The 15,788-nt window shown below is 63.4% G+C and carries 13 protein-coding genes and 3 tRNA genes; 2 read left to right on the forward strand and 14 right to left on the reverse strand.

The window, feature by feature from the left end; genetic code table 11:
- Position 1 precedes the first annotated feature (1 nt).
- The 9 genes from AC07OK_RS01815 to apbC form a co-directional block, all read right to left on the reverse strand.
- A tRNA-Ala gene (locus AC07OK_RS01815) sits at positions 2 to 77 on the reverse strand.
- A gap of 133 nt (positions 78 to 210) precedes the next feature.
- Positions 211 to 286 (reverse strand) — tRNA-Glu (locus AC07OK_RS01820).
- A gap of 23 nt (positions 287 to 309) precedes the next feature.
- Positions 310 to 385, reverse strand: a tRNA-Ala gene (locus AC07OK_RS01825).
- Between the two features lie 84 nt (positions 386 to 469).
- Positions 470 to 1,879 (reverse strand): glutamate--tRNA ligase, encoded by a 1,410-nt coding sequence (gene gltX, locus AC07OK_RS01830; RefSeq protein WP_494688692.1) that lies wholly within the window; start codon positions 1,877 to 1,879, stop codon positions 470 to 472.
- Between the two features lie 30 nt (positions 1,880 to 1,909).
- Positions 1,910 to 2,302, reverse strand: coding sequence for a VOC family protein (locus tag AC07OK_RS01835; protein WP_494688693.1), 393 nt, complete (start codon positions 2,300 to 2,302; stop codon positions 1,910 to 1,912).
- 166 nt (positions 2,303 to 2,468) lie between these two features.
- Entirely contained in the window at positions 2,469 to 2,726 is a 258-nt protein-coding gene (locus AC07OK_RS01840; protein WP_494688694.1) for a hypothetical protein, read from the reverse strand.
- Positions 2,727 to 2,851: 125 nt separating this feature from the next.
- Entirely contained in the window at positions 2,852 to 3,874 is a 1,023-nt protein-coding gene (locus AC07OK_RS01845) for a DUF3667 domain-containing protein (RefSeq protein WP_494688695.1), read from the reverse strand.
- A gap of 119 nt (positions 3,875 to 3,993) precedes the next feature.
- Entirely contained in the window at positions 3,994 to 4,386 is a 393-nt protein-coding gene (locus tag AC07OK_RS01850) for a DUF4399 domain-containing protein (RefSeq protein ID WP_494688696.1), read from the reverse strand.
- 13 nt (positions 4,387 to 4,399) lie between these two features.
- Positions 4,400 to 5,488 carry an iron-sulfur cluster carrier protein ApbC gene (apbC, locus tag AC07OK_RS01855; protein WP_116988190.1) on the reverse strand — a complete coding sequence of 363 codons (1,089 nt, stop codon included), beginning with the start codon at positions 5,486 to 5,488 and terminating at the stop codon, positions 4,400 to 4,402.
- Between the two features lie 122 nt (positions 5,489 to 5,610).
- Here apbC and metG point away from each other — a divergent pair, with 122 nt between their 5' ends.
- Together metG and AC07OK_RS01865 are read left to right on the forward strand one after the other, a co-directional pair.
- A complete protein-coding gene (gene metG / locus AC07OK_RS01860) occupies positions 5,611 to 7,779 on the forward strand; it encodes a methionine--tRNA ligase (protein ID WP_494688697.1) in 2,169 nt (722 codons plus the stop codon).
- A gap of 10 nt (positions 7,780 to 7,789) precedes the next feature.
- Positions 7,790 to 8,269 carry a GNAT family N-acetyltransferase gene (locus AC07OK_RS01865; RefSeq protein ID WP_494688698.1) on the forward strand — a complete coding sequence of 160 codons (480 nt, stop codon included), beginning with the start codon at positions 7,790 to 7,792 and terminating at the stop codon, positions 8,267 to 8,269.
- A 4-nt stretch (positions 8,270 to 8,273) separates the two neighbouring features.
- On the opposite strand, the gene AC07OK_RS01870 is transcribed toward AC07OK_RS01865, so the two are convergent.
- From AC07OK_RS01870 to AC07OK_RS01890, 5 genes are all read right to left on the reverse strand, one after another.
- Positions 8,274 to 8,954, reverse strand: a complete 681-nt coding sequence (locus AC07OK_RS01870) for a PilZ domain-containing protein (protein WP_494688699.1) — start codon at positions 8,952 to 8,954, stop codon at positions 8,274 to 8,276.
- A 231-nt stretch (positions 8,955 to 9,185) separates the two neighbouring features.
- Positions 9,186 to 9,650, reverse strand: coding sequence for a cache domain-containing protein (locus tag AC07OK_RS01875; RefSeq protein WP_494688700.1), 465 nt, complete (start codon positions 9,648 to 9,650; stop codon positions 9,186 to 9,188).
- 9 nt (positions 9,651 to 9,659) lie between these two features.
- The gene (locus tag AC07OK_RS01880) at positions 9,660 to 10,736 is read right to left on the reverse strand and encodes a porin (RefSeq protein ID WP_494688701.1); all 1,077 of its coding nucleotides are present in this window, start codon (positions 10,734 to 10,736) and stop codon (positions 9,660 to 9,662) included.
- A gap of 72 nt (positions 10,737 to 10,808) precedes the next feature.
- Positions 10,809 to 14,420, reverse strand: a complete 3,612-nt coding sequence (locus AC07OK_RS01885; RefSeq protein WP_494688702.1) for a hydantoinase B/oxoprolinase family protein — start codon at positions 14,418 to 14,420, stop codon at positions 10,809 to 10,811.
- A gap of 17 nt (positions 14,421 to 14,437) precedes the next feature.
- Positions 14,438 to 15,709: an MFS transporter gene (locus tag AC07OK_RS01890; RefSeq protein WP_494688703.1), complete on the reverse strand. Its 1,272-nt coding sequence runs from the start codon at positions 15,707 to 15,709 to the stop codon at positions 14,438 to 14,440.
- Between the last annotated feature and the right edge of the window lie 79 nt (positions 15,710 to 15,788).

Here is a 15,788-nt window from a genome sequence, read left to right on the forward strand (position 1 = left end):
GTGGTGGAGGTAAGCGGGATCGAACCGCTGACCTCTTGCATGCCATGCAAGCGCTCTCCCAGCTGAGCTATACCCCCCGGGCGCAGAAATAATAAAAGCCGCTTGCGCGACTTTTGTTTTCACTACTTGTATCTATCCAGCATAAAGCCAAACATCAAACAAATCAGTACAAACAACGTCAACTACAACATCTACAACTCATCACAACCTTGGCGTCCCCAGGGGGATTCGAACCCCCGTACTCACCGTGAAAGGGTGATGTCCTAGGCCTCTAGACGATGGGGACTGCGAACAACCAATTCTGCAACGTGGTGGAGGTAAGCGGGATCGAACCGCTGACCTCTTGCATGCCATGCAAGCGCTCTCCCAGCTGAGCTATACCCCCGTTTGCTGCAGAAACAAGAGTATAGCAAAGAAGCTGGACTATGCAAATACCCTTTTGCAACTTTGCTCAGGATTCAATTCAGAATCAGAGAAATTTCGCCAGGCGCGCCACAATCGCGTCGCGGCCGAAGATCTGCAGCACGGCGTCGATGGCCGGCGTTTGTAGCTGGCCGGTGACGATCAAACGCAGCGGCATCGCCATCTGCGGCATCTTCAGCGTGTTGGCCGCCAAGACTTCCTTGATCATCGCGGCCAGCGCTTCCTTGGTCCACTCCACCGTGGCGCAACGCTCGGCGAACTGCGCCAGCGCCGGCTTGACGGCGTCGGTCAGGTGCTGGGCCATCAGCGCGGCGTCCGGCTGCGGTGCGCGGTAGAACAGCATGGCGGCGTCGGCCAGTTCGTTGACGGTGTTGACGCGCTCCTTCATCAGCGCCAGCACGGCCGGCAGCGCAGGCGCGCCGTCGAACACGGCGCCGGCGGCCAGCATGCGCGGCTGGGCCAGCGTGGCCAGGCGTTCGTTGTCGGCCTGCTTGATATAGTGGTTGTTGAGCCAGTTCAGTTTTTCGATGTTGAACTGCGCCGCCGAGTTCGACAGGTGGGTGCCGTCGAACCAGCTGCACACCTGCTCCATCGAGAACACCTCGTCGTCGCCGTGGCTCCAGCCCAGGCGCGCCAGGTAGTTCAGGATCGCTTCCGGCAGATAGCCTTGCGCCGGGTAGTCCATGACATTGACCGCGTCCTTACGCTTGGACATCTTCTGGCCGTCGGCGCCCAAAATCATCGGCAGATGGCCGTACAGCGGCAGCGGCGCGCCGATGGCGCGCAGGATGTTGATCTGGCGCGGCGTGTTGTTGACGTGGTCGTCGCCGCGCAGCACGTGGCTGATTTCCATGTCCCAGTCGTCGACCGCCACGCAGAAGTTATAGGTCGGAGTGCCGTCGGGACGGGCGATGACCAGATCGTCCAGCTCCTTGTTGCCGATGGTGATGGTGCCCTTGACGAAATCGTCCCAGCTCACTTCGCCGTCCAGCGGGTTCTTGAAGCGCACCACCGGCTTGCGGTCGGCCGGGATGGCCGGCAAGGTCTTGCCCGGCTCCGGACGCCAGGTGCCGTCGTAGCGCGGCTTTTCGCCGGCTTCGCGCATGCGCTCGCGCATCGCCTCGACTTCTTCCTGCGACGAGTAGCAATGGTAAGCTGTGCCCGCCTCCAGCATCTGCGCCAGAACTTCGCGGTAGCGGTCCATGCGCTGCATCTGGTAGAACGGGCCTTCGTCATGGCTCAGGCCCAGCCACTCCATGCCTTCGATGATGGCCTGCACCGCTTCCGGGGTCGAACGCTCGAGGTCGGTGTCTTCGATGCGCAGCACGAAGGTGCCGCCGAAGTGACGGGCGTAGGCCCAGGAATACAGCGCCGTGCGGGCGCCGCCCAGGTGGAGGTAGCCGGTCGGGCTCGGCGCGAAACGGGTGCGGACTGGCTTGGCTGTTGCAGTAGTCATCGAAGTAGGAGTGCTTATGTGTAAAAGAAGCTATTTTACCGCGTCGGCGAAGGTGCGGCGATAGCGCTCTTCCGCATCGGACCGGGTGTTGATCTCAAACAGCAGCCCGCCCGGCGCCTCGCAGAAGAAGCGCGAGCCGCGCTCGTGGTGGAAGACCTCGGTTTTCATGGTCACGCCCTCCTCCTTGAATCGGGCATGCAGGGCACGCACCTCGTCGGCGCTCGGCAGCTCGAAGCCGAGATGGAAGTTGTGCGGCCAGACGGTCGTGCGGTCGCCGCAGTCTTCGATGACGATGTCGAAGCCGTCGCGCTTGAGGATGCTGGTCGGGCCGGCCAGCTCGACCCGGCAGCCCAGCTGGCGCTCAAAGAAGGCAACGCTGGCGGCGACGTCGTTGGAAGGGAAACTCAGATGATTTAAACGCATGGTGGACTCCGGTTGCGTGGGTTGGTAGAGACCACAGCATACGGAGCCGGCCGGGCGCCGGCTATTCGCCGCAGTGCAGCTGCGCCGCGGCGTATAGATGGTGTTAAAACAAGGGCTTACGGCTTAGATCAACAAATCCCTGGCGGCGCCATTCGCTTTTTTGAACTCAGGCCGACGTCAGCGAAGTGAACAGCGCCACCTGAAGGATGTTCATGACCAGCGGCGAGCCGCCGTAGACATTCCGCATCGCCCTGGCGACATACAAGGCCAGCACACCCAACAGCAGGCGGGTGCCCCACACGGGCGTCAGATGCACCAGCGCCATGATGAAGAAGGCGAACGAACGGTCGAGCGATTGCTGGAAGGTCGGGAACACGGCACGCAACGCCGACAGTCCCAGGGAAGGATGTTCGCTATCGGGCAACGCATGTAGTTGACCCGCTTGCCGGTCATATAGGCCTTGGTCAGCGCGCCCGGACGCAACCGGGACAGAATTCGGGGCTCGCGTGCGGAACGGACTTCAAGACTGGCTGATTCATCGCTCACCTTTCAGACCGACGTGATCGCCAGCACTTGCATCACCTGCATGACCAGCACAAGCAACGTCAACAGATAGGCCGCCACCAGCAGCAGCCACCTGGCCAGCGTGGCGAGCGCCGCGCCCCCATACACGTTCTGCATGGCGCGGCCGAGGTACGCCAGCAGCACCAGCGCCAGCGCACCCACGCCCCACAGCCACGGCATCGCATGCATCAGCGCCATGACGAAGAAGGCGAAAGCGTTGACGTGCAGCGCGAACAGCAGGTATTCGCCATAGGGCCGGCGCGACGGCAGGTACAGCAGCTTGAGGAACAGGGCGAACACCGGCACCATGAAGAAGATCACGTACGGCATGCGGACAAAGAAGCCGTGCGTCATCAGTTCGGCCTTGGTCTCCGCCGGCAATTCGCCAAAGCGCTTGACCTTGTCATCGTACTTGGGGATGACCAACAATATCGCCGAGTGCAGCATGGAGGATTGTTCGCTATTCGGAACACTGAAATTGACCCCGAACTCGGTCGATTTCCCATCGCGCAGCAGGGTGACACTATAGTAGCCAAGCGAGGCCGTATATCTGGTGGCGCCGGCGACCACTGGCGCCGGAGCGGCCGTGGAATCGGTCTGCTTCATGTCGGCAGTGAAGACCATCTCACCCGATGCAGGCTTGACGTCGTTGCTGTCGATCTTGAAGCCGCCGAACTGCAATAGCGAAAAAAGGATCACGCTCAACGTCAGGAACAGCCGCAGCGGCTGCATGTAGTTGACGCGCAGGCCGGCCATATAGGCCTTGGTCAGGCCGCCCGGACGCAGCAGCAACTGGACCATCGTGCGCCACAGCTTGCCTTCGATGGCGACATAGTGGCCGATGAACTCGGCGACGAACTCGCCCATGCTGGGTGGATGCAGTATGGCTTCCTGGCCGCATTGCGGGCAGAAATTGGCGCCGAGGCGGGTCTTGCAACTGGGGCAGAATTCAGGGGCGGCGTGGTGTGCGGCCGGCGCGGGGGCCGCGTGCAGATGGGACGACGTCAAGGCATGCTCTCGGCAAAACAAAACCGCATGCTAACCCATGGTGTTGCGTTTTTTAGTATCTTTTTTGGAATAGTGCGTGCAGTGTGGGCCGCACGCAACCAATCCGTCGACGTAAACGCTTACTTGACGGTGACCTTGATGGACGTGCTCATGCCCGGACCATAGGACTGGTGCAAGCCGTTGGCGAACTGCAGCGACAGGACATAGGTGCCGGGCGCCAGCTTGACTTCGGTCTCGGTCTGGCCCTTGCCGAAGTGGATGTGCTGGTCGTCGGCCGGCACCACTTCACCCGCCTTGACCGGCGCAGCGTTGATCAGCAGGTGGTGGTGGCCGGTGTTGGCCGTCATGTCGCCGGCCGGCTTGACCTCCATGCCGGTGACGGCGAACTTGACCCGGAACGGGCTGGTGACGGTGGAGCCATCGAAAGGCTCGACGAAGGCCACCGACTGCTGGGCATAAGCGCTGGCGCCCACGGCCATGAAGGCTGCGGCGGCGATAATTTTTTTCATCATGGTTAATCTCCGGTTAGTCGTTCTTGATGACGATGCTAGGGAACTTGCTGGTCATATCCTTGGCCTTCTCAGCGACCTGTACTGCAATCTTGCGGGCGATGTCCTTGTAGATGGCGGCCACCTGGCCGTCCGGCTCGGCCACCACGGTCGGCTTGCCGGAATCGGCCTGCTCGCGGATGGACAAGGTCAGCGGCAAGGCGCCGAGGAACTCGACGTTGAAATCCTTGCACATCTTGGCGCCGCCGCCGGCGCCGAAGATCTCTTCCGCATGGCCGCAGTTGGAGCAGATGTGGGTGCTCATGTTCTCGACGATGCCGAGGATAGGAATGCCGACCTTCTCGAACATCTTCAGGCCCTTGCGTGCGTCCAGCAGCGCGATGTCCTGCGGCGTGGTGACGATGACGGCGCCGGTGACCGGCACTTTCTGCGACAAGGTCAGCTGGATGTCGCCGGTGCCCGGCGGCATGTCGACGATCAGGTAGTCGAGGTCGCGCCAGTTGGTCTGCTCCAGCAGCTGCTGCAGCGCCTGGGTGACCATCGGGCCGCGCCACACCATCGGCTCGTCCGGGTCGATCAGGAAGCCGATCGACGACACTTGCACGCCGTAGTTTTCCAGCGGCTCCATGGTCTTGCCGTCCTTGGTCTCCGGACGGCCGGACACGCCCAGCATCATCGGCTGCGACGGGCCGTAGATGTCGGCGTCCAGCAGGCCGACCGAGGCGCCCTCGGCGGCCAGCGCCAGCGCCAGGTTGACGGCGGTGGTCGATTTGCCCACGCCGCCCTTGCCGGAGGCCACGGCGATGATGTTCTTCACATTGGGCATCAGCTTCAGGCCGCGCTGCACGGTGTGCGAGATCACCTTGCTGTGCACGTTGACGCTGACATTGCCGGCGCCCGGCAGCACGCGCAGCGCGGCGATGACGCTGGCGCGGATGGCGTCGAACTGGCTCTTGGCCGGGTAGCCCAGCTCGATATCGAGGGAGATATCGCCGCCCTCGACCTTCAAATTCTTCACGGCCTTGCCGGACACATAGTCTTTCGTTGTATTTGGGTCAACGATTTGGGACAGCGCGGCTTTGACGTCTTCTACTGTGATGCTCATGTAACTCTCTCCGTAAAATGTGCCCTCATTCTAGCGCATAGCGACAGAAAACCCCTCAGACGTGTGCAGTTGCGGCTTCCACTGTTAAAATGTTCTTTTTCCACCCACAAAGTGCATCAACCATGACCCGCAAGCTGTTCGTCACCACTGCCCTGCCCTACGCTAACGCCGCTTTCCATATTGGCCACATGATGGAATACATCCAGGCCGACATCTGGGTCCGGTTCCAGCGAATGCAGCGCGACGGCGATGCGCAACGTGTCGTGCACTTTGTCGGCGCCGACGACACCCACGGCACGCCGATCATGATCGCCGCCGAAAAGGAAGGCATCACGCCGCAGGAATTCGTGGCCAAGATCGCCGCCGGCCGCGCCCAGTACCTGGACGGTTTTCATATCGCCTTTGACAACTGGTATTCGACCGACTCCCCGGAAAACGTCGAACTGTCGCAGGGCATCTACCGCAAGCTGCGCGATAACGGCCTGATCCAGACCAAGATCGTGCCGCGCTTCTACGACCCGGTCAAAGGCATGTTCCTGGCGGACCGCAACATCAAGGGCGAGTGCCCGACCTGCCACGCCAAGGACCAGTACGGCGACAACTGCGAAGTGTGCGGTGCGGCCTACCAGCCGACCGAGCTGATCAACCCGTTCTCGGTGTTCACCAACGCCACGCCCATCCTCAAGGATTCGGAGCAGTACTTCTTCAAGCTGTCCGACCCGCGCTGCTACCAGTTCCTCAAGGACTGGCTGAACACGCCCGGCCGCCTGCAGCCGGAAATGGTCAACAAGGTCAGCGAGTGGCTGGGCGAAGCCGGCGAAAAGCTGGCCGACTGGGACATCTCGCGCGACGCGCCCTACTTCGGCATCCCGATTCCCGACGCGCCGGGCAAGTTCTTCTACGTCTGGCTGGACGCGCCGGTCGGCTACCTGGCCAGCCTGAAGAACTATTGCGAGAAAAAGGGCATCGACTTCAACGCGCTGCTGAACGATCCGGGCACCGAGCAGATCCACTTCATCGGCAAGGACATCGTCTCCTTCCACCTGCTGTTCTGGCCGGCCATGCTGAACTTCGCCGGCCATCCGGTGATCGACAAGCTCAAGGTCAACGTGCACGGCCACCTGACCGTCAACAACGAGAAGATGTCGAAGTCGCGCGGCACCGGCATCTCGCCGCTGCGCTACCTGAACCTGGGCATGAACCCGGAATGGCTGCGCTACTACATCGCCTTCAAGCTGAACTCCAAGGTCGAAGACCTGGACTTCACCGGCGACGACTTCGTGGCCCGCGTCAACAGCGACTTGATCGGCAAGTACGTCAACATCGCTTCGCGCTGCGCCGGCTTCATCGCCAAGAAATTCGACGGCAAGCTGGCCTCGTCGCTGTCCGAGGGCGCGCAGGGCTGGATCAAGCGCGCGCTGATCACCGCTGACGGCGTCGAGCGCCAGGCCAGCATCGCCGCCAATTTCGAGGCGCGCGAGTTCGGCAAGGCGCTGCGCGAGATCATGGAGATCGCCGACATCACCAACCAGTATGTCGACGAGAACAAGCCGTGGATACTGGCCAAGGACGAGGCCAAACTGGCCGAGTTGCACGACGTCTGCACCACCGCGCTGATCCTGTTCCGCCAGCTGACCATCCTGCTGTCGCCGGTGCTGCCGGGCGTGGCCGCCAATGTGTCGAAGTTCCTCAACGACGAGCAGCTGCTGTGGGCCGATACCGATGTCGCCAGCGGCGTGGTGTCGAACGCGATGCTGGGCCGCACCATCGGCGCCTATGCGCACCTGATGACGCGCGTCGACGCCAAGATGATCGAAGACCTGTTCGATGCGCCGGCCCAGCAAGCTGCCGCGGCAGCCGCTCCGGCGGTCGCCGCCAAGCCTGCCAAGCAGGCCACCGCGCCAGCCGCGCCGGCGCTGCCGATGCCGGAAGGCGTGGAAGAACTGGCCCCGCAAATCAGCATCGACGACTTCGTCAGGATCGACCTGCGCGTGGCCAAGATCGTCAACTGCGAACACGTCGACGGTTCGGACAAGTTGCTGCGCCTGACCCTGGACGTGGGCGAAGGCCGCCTGCGCAATGTCTTCTCGGGCATCAAGTCCATGTACCAGCCGGAAGAACTGGTCGGCAAGCTGACCGTGATGGTCGCCAATCTGGCGCCGCGCAAGATGAAGTTCGGCGTGTCCGAAGGCATGGTGCTGGCCGGTTCGGCGAAAGACGAGAAAGCCAATCCAGGCATCTACATCCTCAACCCATGGCCGGGCGCTGAGCCAGGCATGCGCATCCGCTAAGGGCCGGACGATGAACATCGTGGTTCGGGAAGCAAGGGATGACGATGCCAAGCTGATTGCCGAACTCACGCGCGCTGCGTGGGCCGGCAAGGTCAGCGTCACGTCCAGCGGCCACCGCGAAACCGCCGTCCTCGTTGCAGAACATCTGCGCGATGGCGGCGGTTTTGTTTTGTTGGTCGATGAACAGCCGGTCGGTTCGGTGCGCTGGCTGCCGCTCGATGCGGAGCCGGATGTCTGGGAAATCTGCCGCATGGGCGTGCTGCCGCAATATCGGGGCAGCAATCTGTCGCAGCATCTGCTGGAGGCGGTGATCCATCACGGCCTGGCGAGCGGCGTGGAGGAAGTGCGGCTGGCCGTGCGCAGCGACCAGCCCAAGCTGATCGACTTCTACACCGCCTTTGAATTCGAACTGGCCGAAGAGCTTGAATACTCGCACGCCAATCCGATGGAACCGCCGCCGCTGGTGATGCGGCGTTCGCTCAAGTACTAAACCGCTAGGTCGTGGCGTGGTTGATGTGCTTGAGCAGGGTTTTGATATCGGCTTCCGCCTCCGGCGACACCTGGGTGAACATGCAGCCGACATGGAGCTGTTCGCCCAGCAGGAAGGAACGGACGCCGCGCGTGACCCGGATTTCCATTTCCGTGACGACCACGGATTCCGACTCCGATTCCGTCTCCAGTTCCAGGCGCACCTCCACCACCTTGCGGCCCTTGAGCAAACCCTTAGTGGCGCTCTTGGTGCAGCGCAGGCCCATTCCGCCCATCGCGAAATCGTAGATGGGCAGCTCATACATCCTGCCGTTCACCTCGAACGAGGCCATGAACGTGACGCCGAGCGGCGTTTCCACGCGCTCCGATGCGCGCCGGTTCAGCACTGCGCAGGTTTCCGGGAATTTCATCGGGATCAGGTGCGGCTGGCCGGGCAGCGATTTCCAATCCGGATCGGACAGGCGAAACTGAATCTTTGCATTGCTCATGACGGTGACAAAGTTGACTTTGCCGGGCGGCAGGGTCATGCCTTCGTTCAATTCCATCACGAAATGCGGCTGTTCGGGATCGACTGACAGTATGCGCCCAAGCACCGGCTCACGGACGCCGCTGGTGTACATCGAGATCGCTTCACCGCTTGCCGCCAGGGACGTGAATGCATCGCCGATATCGTCTTCGGTCGTCATGTCATACGTGTTGGCGGCGGCTGGGATAGCGCCTATTGCGTCTTGTGGCCGTGGCGGTCCTTTGCGGATCGTGACGGCAGTGTGCTCAGTGAGTAGCATGTCACCACCTATATGTAGACGTTATTTGGGTCTCTTTATAACTTAATCATAGTTTGTGATTTGCTCCGTGGCAACCTATTTTTTATAACTTGAAATATAGGAGTGAGAACAACCCACCCCCGCCCCCTATTCTTACTTGTAAATACCACAACCGATCACGACGTCCTCCACGCGCTCGACGTAGGTGCGCTTGCCGTCGACGGTGCCGGTGCTCGGGTTGGGCCACTTGTAATCGACCCAGCCCTTGCCTTCCTTGCCCATGCCCAGCGCCAGGATGTCCTTGATCAGGAACTTGCCGTCTGCATCCTTCATCTCCAGCACGTTCTTGCCGACCAGCTTGATGTTGGCGCCGTTGGCCAGCTCCACGCCGTCGCCGTTGGCGCCGAAGACGAAGATGTACAGATCCTTCTGGATAAACTGCCCCTTCGGATTATTGAACTCGGCGAGGGCTTTTTCCTTGCCGTTCTTCTTCAGGAACTCGCTGGCTTTCTTGACCATCGCCACCGCTTCATCGGCCGTACCCTTCTCCGCCGCGCCCGCCCCCAGCGCCGCCAACATCATCAGTCCAGCAAACAAACCCGTGAATAGTTTTTTCATGACCGCTCCTTAGAAAACGTGACGAATGCCGAGATTGAGGCCGCGATTGCCGCTACCGCCTTCGATCGCGCTGCCGACCGTGTAGCCCGCGCCGTTTTTATTGCGGATGTAAGCATACACCCCGTATAAGTCCGTGCGTTTGGACAGGTAGTGGCGATAGCCCGCCGCCAGCTGCTGCGCATCCTGGTTGAAGCTGGTCTTGTCGTTCTTGCGGATGTAGGAGGCCAGCCACGTGCCCATCCCCTGCGGCACCGTCACGCCCAGCAGCACCACGCTGCTGTCGATGGACGGCGTCGGCGCGACGGCGTAGCCGAACGGGTTGTTCAGGTTGCGCGGCAAGGCGCTGTTCAAACCCTTGTCGACGCCGTAGGCAAAGTGCGCCTTCGCCACGCCGAAGTCGTACAGCGCGGTCAGCACGGTGTTCTTGGCGCTGCTGGTGTTCTTCAGCGTGGCGGTGTCGTTATTGCGGTTGTGATGCGCGAGGCGCACCACCAGCGGGCCGCTGGTGTAGGCGAGCGCGCCGCCGAACTGGCGCTGCGCCGTGCTGTCGCCCGCCACTTCGCCGACGCCGTAGACCAGTTCCGCATTGAAGCCGTTGACCACCGGCGACGCGTACTTGACCGCGTTGTCCATGCGGCTGGCGCTATTGCCGGTGGAGGCCATCAGGTTCTTGGTGTCGCCCGCCGTGCCGGAGCCGAAGGGATCGACCGCCGCCACCGCCAGGTACTGCGGCGTGTACTGGCGGCCCAACGTCAGCGTGCCGGCCGTCTTGCTCTGCAGGCCGACGTAGGCCTGGCGGCCGAACAGCAAGCCGCCCTGCCCCATCGCGCCGGTATCGGCCTGGAAGCCGTTCTCCAGCAGGAAGATGGCGGACAGGCCGCTGCCCAGATCCTCGGTGCCCTTGAAGCCCAGGCGCGAGCCCGATTCAACGCCGCTGGTCAGCTTGGTGCTGGAGGCGGCCGTGCCGACGCCGCCGCTTTCGCGCACCACCGCCACGTCGACGATGCCGTACACCGTCACATTGGATTGGGCCGCAGCCGTACCGGCCAATGCGCTCAGCGCCAGCGCAAACATAGTTTTATTCATTTTTTGTCCCCAGTTGTACAGGCTCTGATGTTGGAGGCGGGATAACGAGCCCTGGCTACCCCGCCACTTTGCTTATTTGATACCGAAGCCGCCGCCGCCCGGCGTCTCGATGGCGAAGACATCACCGGCCTGCATTTCGGCGGTGTGCGTGGCGCCGAACTCCTCGACCGTGCCGTCGCCGCGCTCGACCCAGTTGCGGCCCAACGCCCCGGGCTCCGCGCCTTCCAGCCCGAACGGCGCGATGCGGCGGTGGCCGGCCAGGATGTTGGCCGTCATCGCCTCCAGGAAGCGGATGCGGCGCAAGGCGCCGTCGCCGCCCCGCTGCGCGCCCTCGCCGCCGCTGCCGCGACGGATGGCGTGGGTTTCGACCAGCACCGGGAAGCGCCACTCCAGCACCTCCGGATCGGTCATGCGCGAGTTGGTCATGTGGGTCTGCACGGCGGCCGTGCCGTCGAAGCCCGGCCCCGCGCCGGAACCGCCGGCGATGGTTTCGTAGTACTGGTGCTCGGCGTTCCCGAAGGTGAAGTTGTTCATCGTGCCCTGCGAGGCCGACATCACGCCCAGCGCACCATACAGCGCATCGGTGACGTACTGCGACACTTCCACATTCCCAGCCACCACCGCCGCCGGATAGCGCGGGTTGAGCATCGAGCCTTCCGGGATGATCAGCTTGAGCGGCTTGAGCACACCCTCGTTCATCGGGATGTCGCTGTCGATCAGCGTGCGGAACACGTACAGCACGGCGGCCTTGCAGACCGACAGCGGCGCGTTGAAGTTGGTCGGCCGCTGCTCGCTGGTGCCGGTGAAGTCCACCGTGGCGCTGCGGCTGGCGTGGTCGATGGTCAGCTTCACCTTCAGCATCGCGCCATCGTCCATCTCGTAGGCGAAGCTGGCGTCGCGCAGGCCGCCGATGGCCTTGCGCACCGCCGCTTCGGCGTTGTCCTGCACGTGCTGCATGTAGGCCAGCACCACGTCCTCGCCGTAGCAAGCGGTGGCCTTCAGCAGCTCGTTGGCGCCGGTTTCGCAGGCGCCCAACTGGGCGATCAGGTCGGCGATGTTCTGGTCGATGTTACGGCTCGGCCAAGGGCCGGCGCCGAACAGCTCGCGCACCAGCGGCTCCAGGAACACGCCCTTGTCGACGATCTTGATGTTATCGAGCAGGACGCCCTCTTCCAGGATGCTGGTGCTGTTCGGAGGCATGGAGCCGGGCGTGATGCCGCCGACGTCGCCGTGGTGGCCGCGCGCGGCGACGTAGAACAGCGGCTGGTCACCGTCGCCGTACACCGGGCAGACGATGGTGATGTCCGGCAGGTGGGTGCCGCCGTTGTAAGGCACGTTGAGCACATAGGCGTCGCCCGGCGCCATCGTCGCCGCGTGCTGGCGGATCACGCACAGCACGCTGTCGCTCATCGAGCCCAGATGGACCGGGATGTGCGGCGCGTTGGCGATCAGGTTGCCGTCGCGGTCGAAGATGGCGCAGGAGAAGTCCAGCCGCTCCTTCATGTTGACCGAGTAGGCGGTGTTCTCCAGCGTGGTGCCCATCTGCTTGGCGATCGCCATGAACAGGTTGTTGAAGATCTCCAGGTGGATCGGATGCACGTCGGTGGTCATCTTGTGCGCGCTGCCGGCGGCCACGCTGCGCTCCAGCAGCAGCGAGTGGTCGGGCAGCACGCGCGCGCTCCAGCCGGCGTCCACCACGGTGGTGGCAATCTCCTCGCGGATCAGCGCCGGACCGGCGACGCGGCTGCCCACCGGCAGTTCGGCGCGCACGTGCAGCGCGATCGGCACGGTCTGGCCGTCGACGTAGCTGTAGACGCGTCCCGGCGAATCTGCGCCACCGCCGGCCGGCACTTCGATGACGAAGTCGGCGCCATCGCCCGCGCCGATCGCTTCGGCCGATACCGATTCGATCACCAGCGGCTGGCCTTCCATGACGAAGCCGAAACGGCCGCGATACAGCGCCGCAAAGGCCTCGCTCATGTCGGCCATGTCGGCCAGCGGGATCACGAAGGCGGAATCGCTGTCCTGGTACTTCAGCCGCGCGCACAGTTCGACGCGGATATCCTCCTGCGCCACCTGCTGCTCCAGCAGTTCGGTGGCGGCGTCGCGCGCCAGCGCCACCAGTTGCGGACCCAGTTCGGCCAGCGTGGCGTCGCTGAGCGGCTGCTCGACCGCGCCTTCGCGCATGGCGCGGATGTCGGCCAGGCCCATGCCGAAGGCCGACAGCACGCCGGCGAACGGGTGGATGACGATCTTGGTCATGCCCAGCACGTCGGCCACGCGGCAGGCATGCTGGCCGCCGGCGCCGCCGAAGCAGCACATGGCGTAGCGGCTGACGTCATAACCGCGTTCCACCGAGATCGACTTGATCGCCTGCGCCATGTTATCGACCGCCACCGCCAGGAAGCCGTCGGCCACGGCGGAAGGCGATAGCCGGGTGCCGGTTTCGTGGGCGATCTTCTCGGACAATTCGCCGAAAGCGCGCACCACCACATCCCGGTCCAGCGGCTGGTCGCCGTTCGGACCGAACACGCGCGGGAAGTGCTCCGGCTGGATACGGCCCAGCATCACATTGCAGTCGGTGACGGTCAGCGGGCCGCCCTTGCGGTAGCTGGCCGGTCCCGGATTGGCGCCGGCAGATTCCGGCCCGACCTTGAAGCGGCCGTTCTCGAAGCTGCAGATAGAACCGCCGCCCGCCGCCACGGTATGGATGTGCATCATCGGCGCGCGCACCCGCACGCCGGCCACCACGGTCTCGAACACGCGCTCGTAGGCGCCGTCGTAGTGGGCGACGTCGGTCGAGGTGCCGCCCATGTCGAAGCCTATCACCTGTTTCAGGCCGATCGCCTCGCAGCTCTTGACCGCGCCGACGATGCCGCCGGCGGGACCGGACAGGATCGCGTCCTTGCCCTGGAAGCGGCCGGCGTCGGTCAGGCCGCCGTTGGACTGCATGAACATGATGCGCACATCGCCCGCATCGGCCGATACCCGCGACACGTAGTCGCGCAGCACCGGCGACAGGTAGGCGTCCACCACCGTGGTGTCGCCACGGCCGACGATCTTCATCAACGGGCTGACCTGGTGGCTGACGGAGATCTGCGTGAAGCCGACCTCCTCGGCCAGCACCCGCAGCCGCTGCTCGTGCTGCGGATAGCGGTAGGCGTGCATCAACACGATGGCGATGGCGTCGATGCCTTTGGCGCGCATCGCGACGAACTGGCCGCGCAACACCTCTTCATCCGGCGCTTTCAGCACCTCGCCGCGTGCGCCGATGCGTTCATCGATCTCGATCACTTCTTCGTAGATCAGGTCCGGCAGCTCAATGTGCATGGCGAAGATGTCCGGCCGGTCCTGGTAGCCGATGCGCAGCTGGTCGGCGAAACCACGCGTAATCGCCAGCGCGGTGCGCGCGCCCTTGCGCTCCAACAGCGCGTTGGTGGCGACGGTGGTGCCCATCTTGATCACTTCGATCTGATCGGCCGGCAGCGGATCGCCCGTCTTCAGTCCAAGCAGGTCGCGCATGCCTTGCGTGACGGCGTCGTCGTAGCGTTCCGGGTATTCGGACAGCAGCTTGTGCGTGACCAGCTTGCCGTCCGGACGGCGCGCGACGATGTCGGTGAAGGTGCCGCCGCGATCGACCCAGAACTGCCAGCGAAGTTGTTGGGCGGGGATGTCGTTTTTCATGGTCTTACCTTTTTGATTCAAGATTCAAGTTGTTTGCCGGCGGTTTCGGGCAGCGTCAGGGCGGCCAGGATCATCACGCCGTAGGCGGTGCCGGCGAATATGCCGATCGCCTCGCCCAGCGCCATCGACTGGCTGCTCAGGCCTATCATCAGCGGGAACAGTGAGCCGATGGCGCGCCCCATGTTGTAGCTGAAGCCCTGGCCCGAACCGCGGATCGAGGTCGGGAACAGCTCGGTCAGGAAGGCGCCCATGCCGCTGAACACACCGGACACGCAGAAGCCCAGCGGGAAACCGAGGAACAGCATCACGCCGTCCGTCACCGGCAAGCGGGTGTAGGCCAGGGCGATGCACAGCGAGCCGGTGGCGAACAGGATGAAGTTCTTCTTGCGGCCCAGGTAGTCGGTCAGGAAGGCGCTGACGATATAGCCCACATACGAGCCGACGATCACCATCGCCAGGTAGCCGCCGGTGCCCAGCACCGTCAGGTGGCGCTCGGTCTTGAGGAAGGTCGGCAGCCAGGTGGTGATGGCGTAATAGCCGCCCTGGGCGCCGGTGGTCAGCAATACGGCGCGCACGGTGGTGCTCAGCATCTTGGGCGCGAAGATCGCGGCAAACGAGGCGCGGTCCTCCGGCGCCACCGCCTTCTGCTGCGCCACGAACACTTCCGGCTCATCGACGAAGCGGCGGATGAAGATCACGAACAACGCCGGCAATATCCCCAGCAGGAACAGCGAACGCCATGCCCACTCAGGCGGCAGCAGCGAGAACATCAGCGCATACAACAACGCCGAGACGCCCCAGCCGATCGCCCATCCCGCCTGCACCATGCCGACCGCCTTGCCGCGATCCTTGGCGCGTATGACCTCGCCGATCAGGATGGCGCCGGCGGTCCACTCGCCGCCCATGCCAAAGCCCATCAGGCCGCGCGCCACCAGCAGCTGGGTGAAGTTCTGCGCCAGTCCGCACAGCACGGTGAAGAAGGCGAACCACAGGATGGTCAGTTGCAGCGTCTTGACGCGGCCGATGCGGTCCGACAGGATGCCGGCGATCCAGCCACCGAGGGCGGAGGTCAGCAAGGTGACGGTGCCGATCAAGCCGGCGTCGCCCTTGGACAGGCCCCAGGTGGCGATCAGCGTCGGGATCACGAAGCTGAGGAACTGCGTGTCCATCGCGTCGAGCGCGTAGCCGATCTTGCAGCTCCAGAAGGTGCGGCGTTCCTTGCCGGTCAAGGCGTGGAACCAGGAGAAGAATCCCTCCGGCTGGGTGGTTGATAGTGCTCTGGTATTCATGGTGGTCCCCTTTTTGTCTGGCGTAGCACTCCCCTGCGGACGCGCTGTGCGGGTCCGTCGCGGGTGCTACTTTGGTTTT

It is taken from the genome of Duganella sp. GW821-FHT07G03 (assembly GCF_059418605.1).

Coding starts and splice junctions, on each gene's coding strand:
- gltX (WP_494688692.1), bottom strand. CDS start 1,879: ATGACTACTGCAACAGCCAAGCCAGTCCGCACCCGTTTCGCGCCGAGC.
- AC07OK_RS01835 (WP_494688693.1), bottom strand. CDS start 2,302: ATGCGTTTAAATCATCTGAGTTTCCCTTCCAACGACGTCGCCGCCAGC.
- AC07OK_RS01850 (WP_494688696.1), bottom strand. CDS start 4,386: ATGATGAAAAAAATTATCGCCGCCGCAGCCTTCATGGCCGTGGGCGCC.
- apbC (WP_116988190.1), bottom strand. CDS start 5,488: ATGAGCATCACAGTAGAAGACGTCAAAGCCGCGCTGTCCCAAATCGTT.
- metG (WP_494688697.1), top strand. CDS start 5,611: ATGACCCGCAAGCTGTTCGTCACCACTGCCCTGCCCTACGCTAACGCC.
- AC07OK_RS01865 (WP_494688698.1), top strand. CDS start 7,790: ATGAACATCGTGGTTCGGGAAGCAAGGGATGACGATGCCAAGCTGATT.
- AC07OK_RS01870 (WP_494688699.1), bottom strand. CDS start 8,954: ATGACGACCGAAGACGATATCGGCGATGCATTCACGTCCCTGGCGGCA.
- AC07OK_RS01875 (WP_494688700.1), bottom strand. CDS start 9,650: ATGAAAAAACTATTCACGGGTTTGTTTGCTGGACTGATGATGTTGGCG.
- AC07OK_RS01880 (WP_494688701.1), bottom strand. CDS start 10,736: ATGAATAAAACTATGTTTGCGCTGGCGCTGAGCGCATTGGCCGGTACG.
- AC07OK_RS01885 (WP_494688702.1), bottom strand. CDS start 14,420: ATGAAAAACGACATCCCCGCCCAACAACTTCGCTGGCAGTTCTGGGTC.
- AC07OK_RS01890 (WP_494688703.1), bottom strand. CDS start 15,709: ATGAATACCAGAGCACTATCAACCACCCAGCCGGAGGGATTCTTCTCC.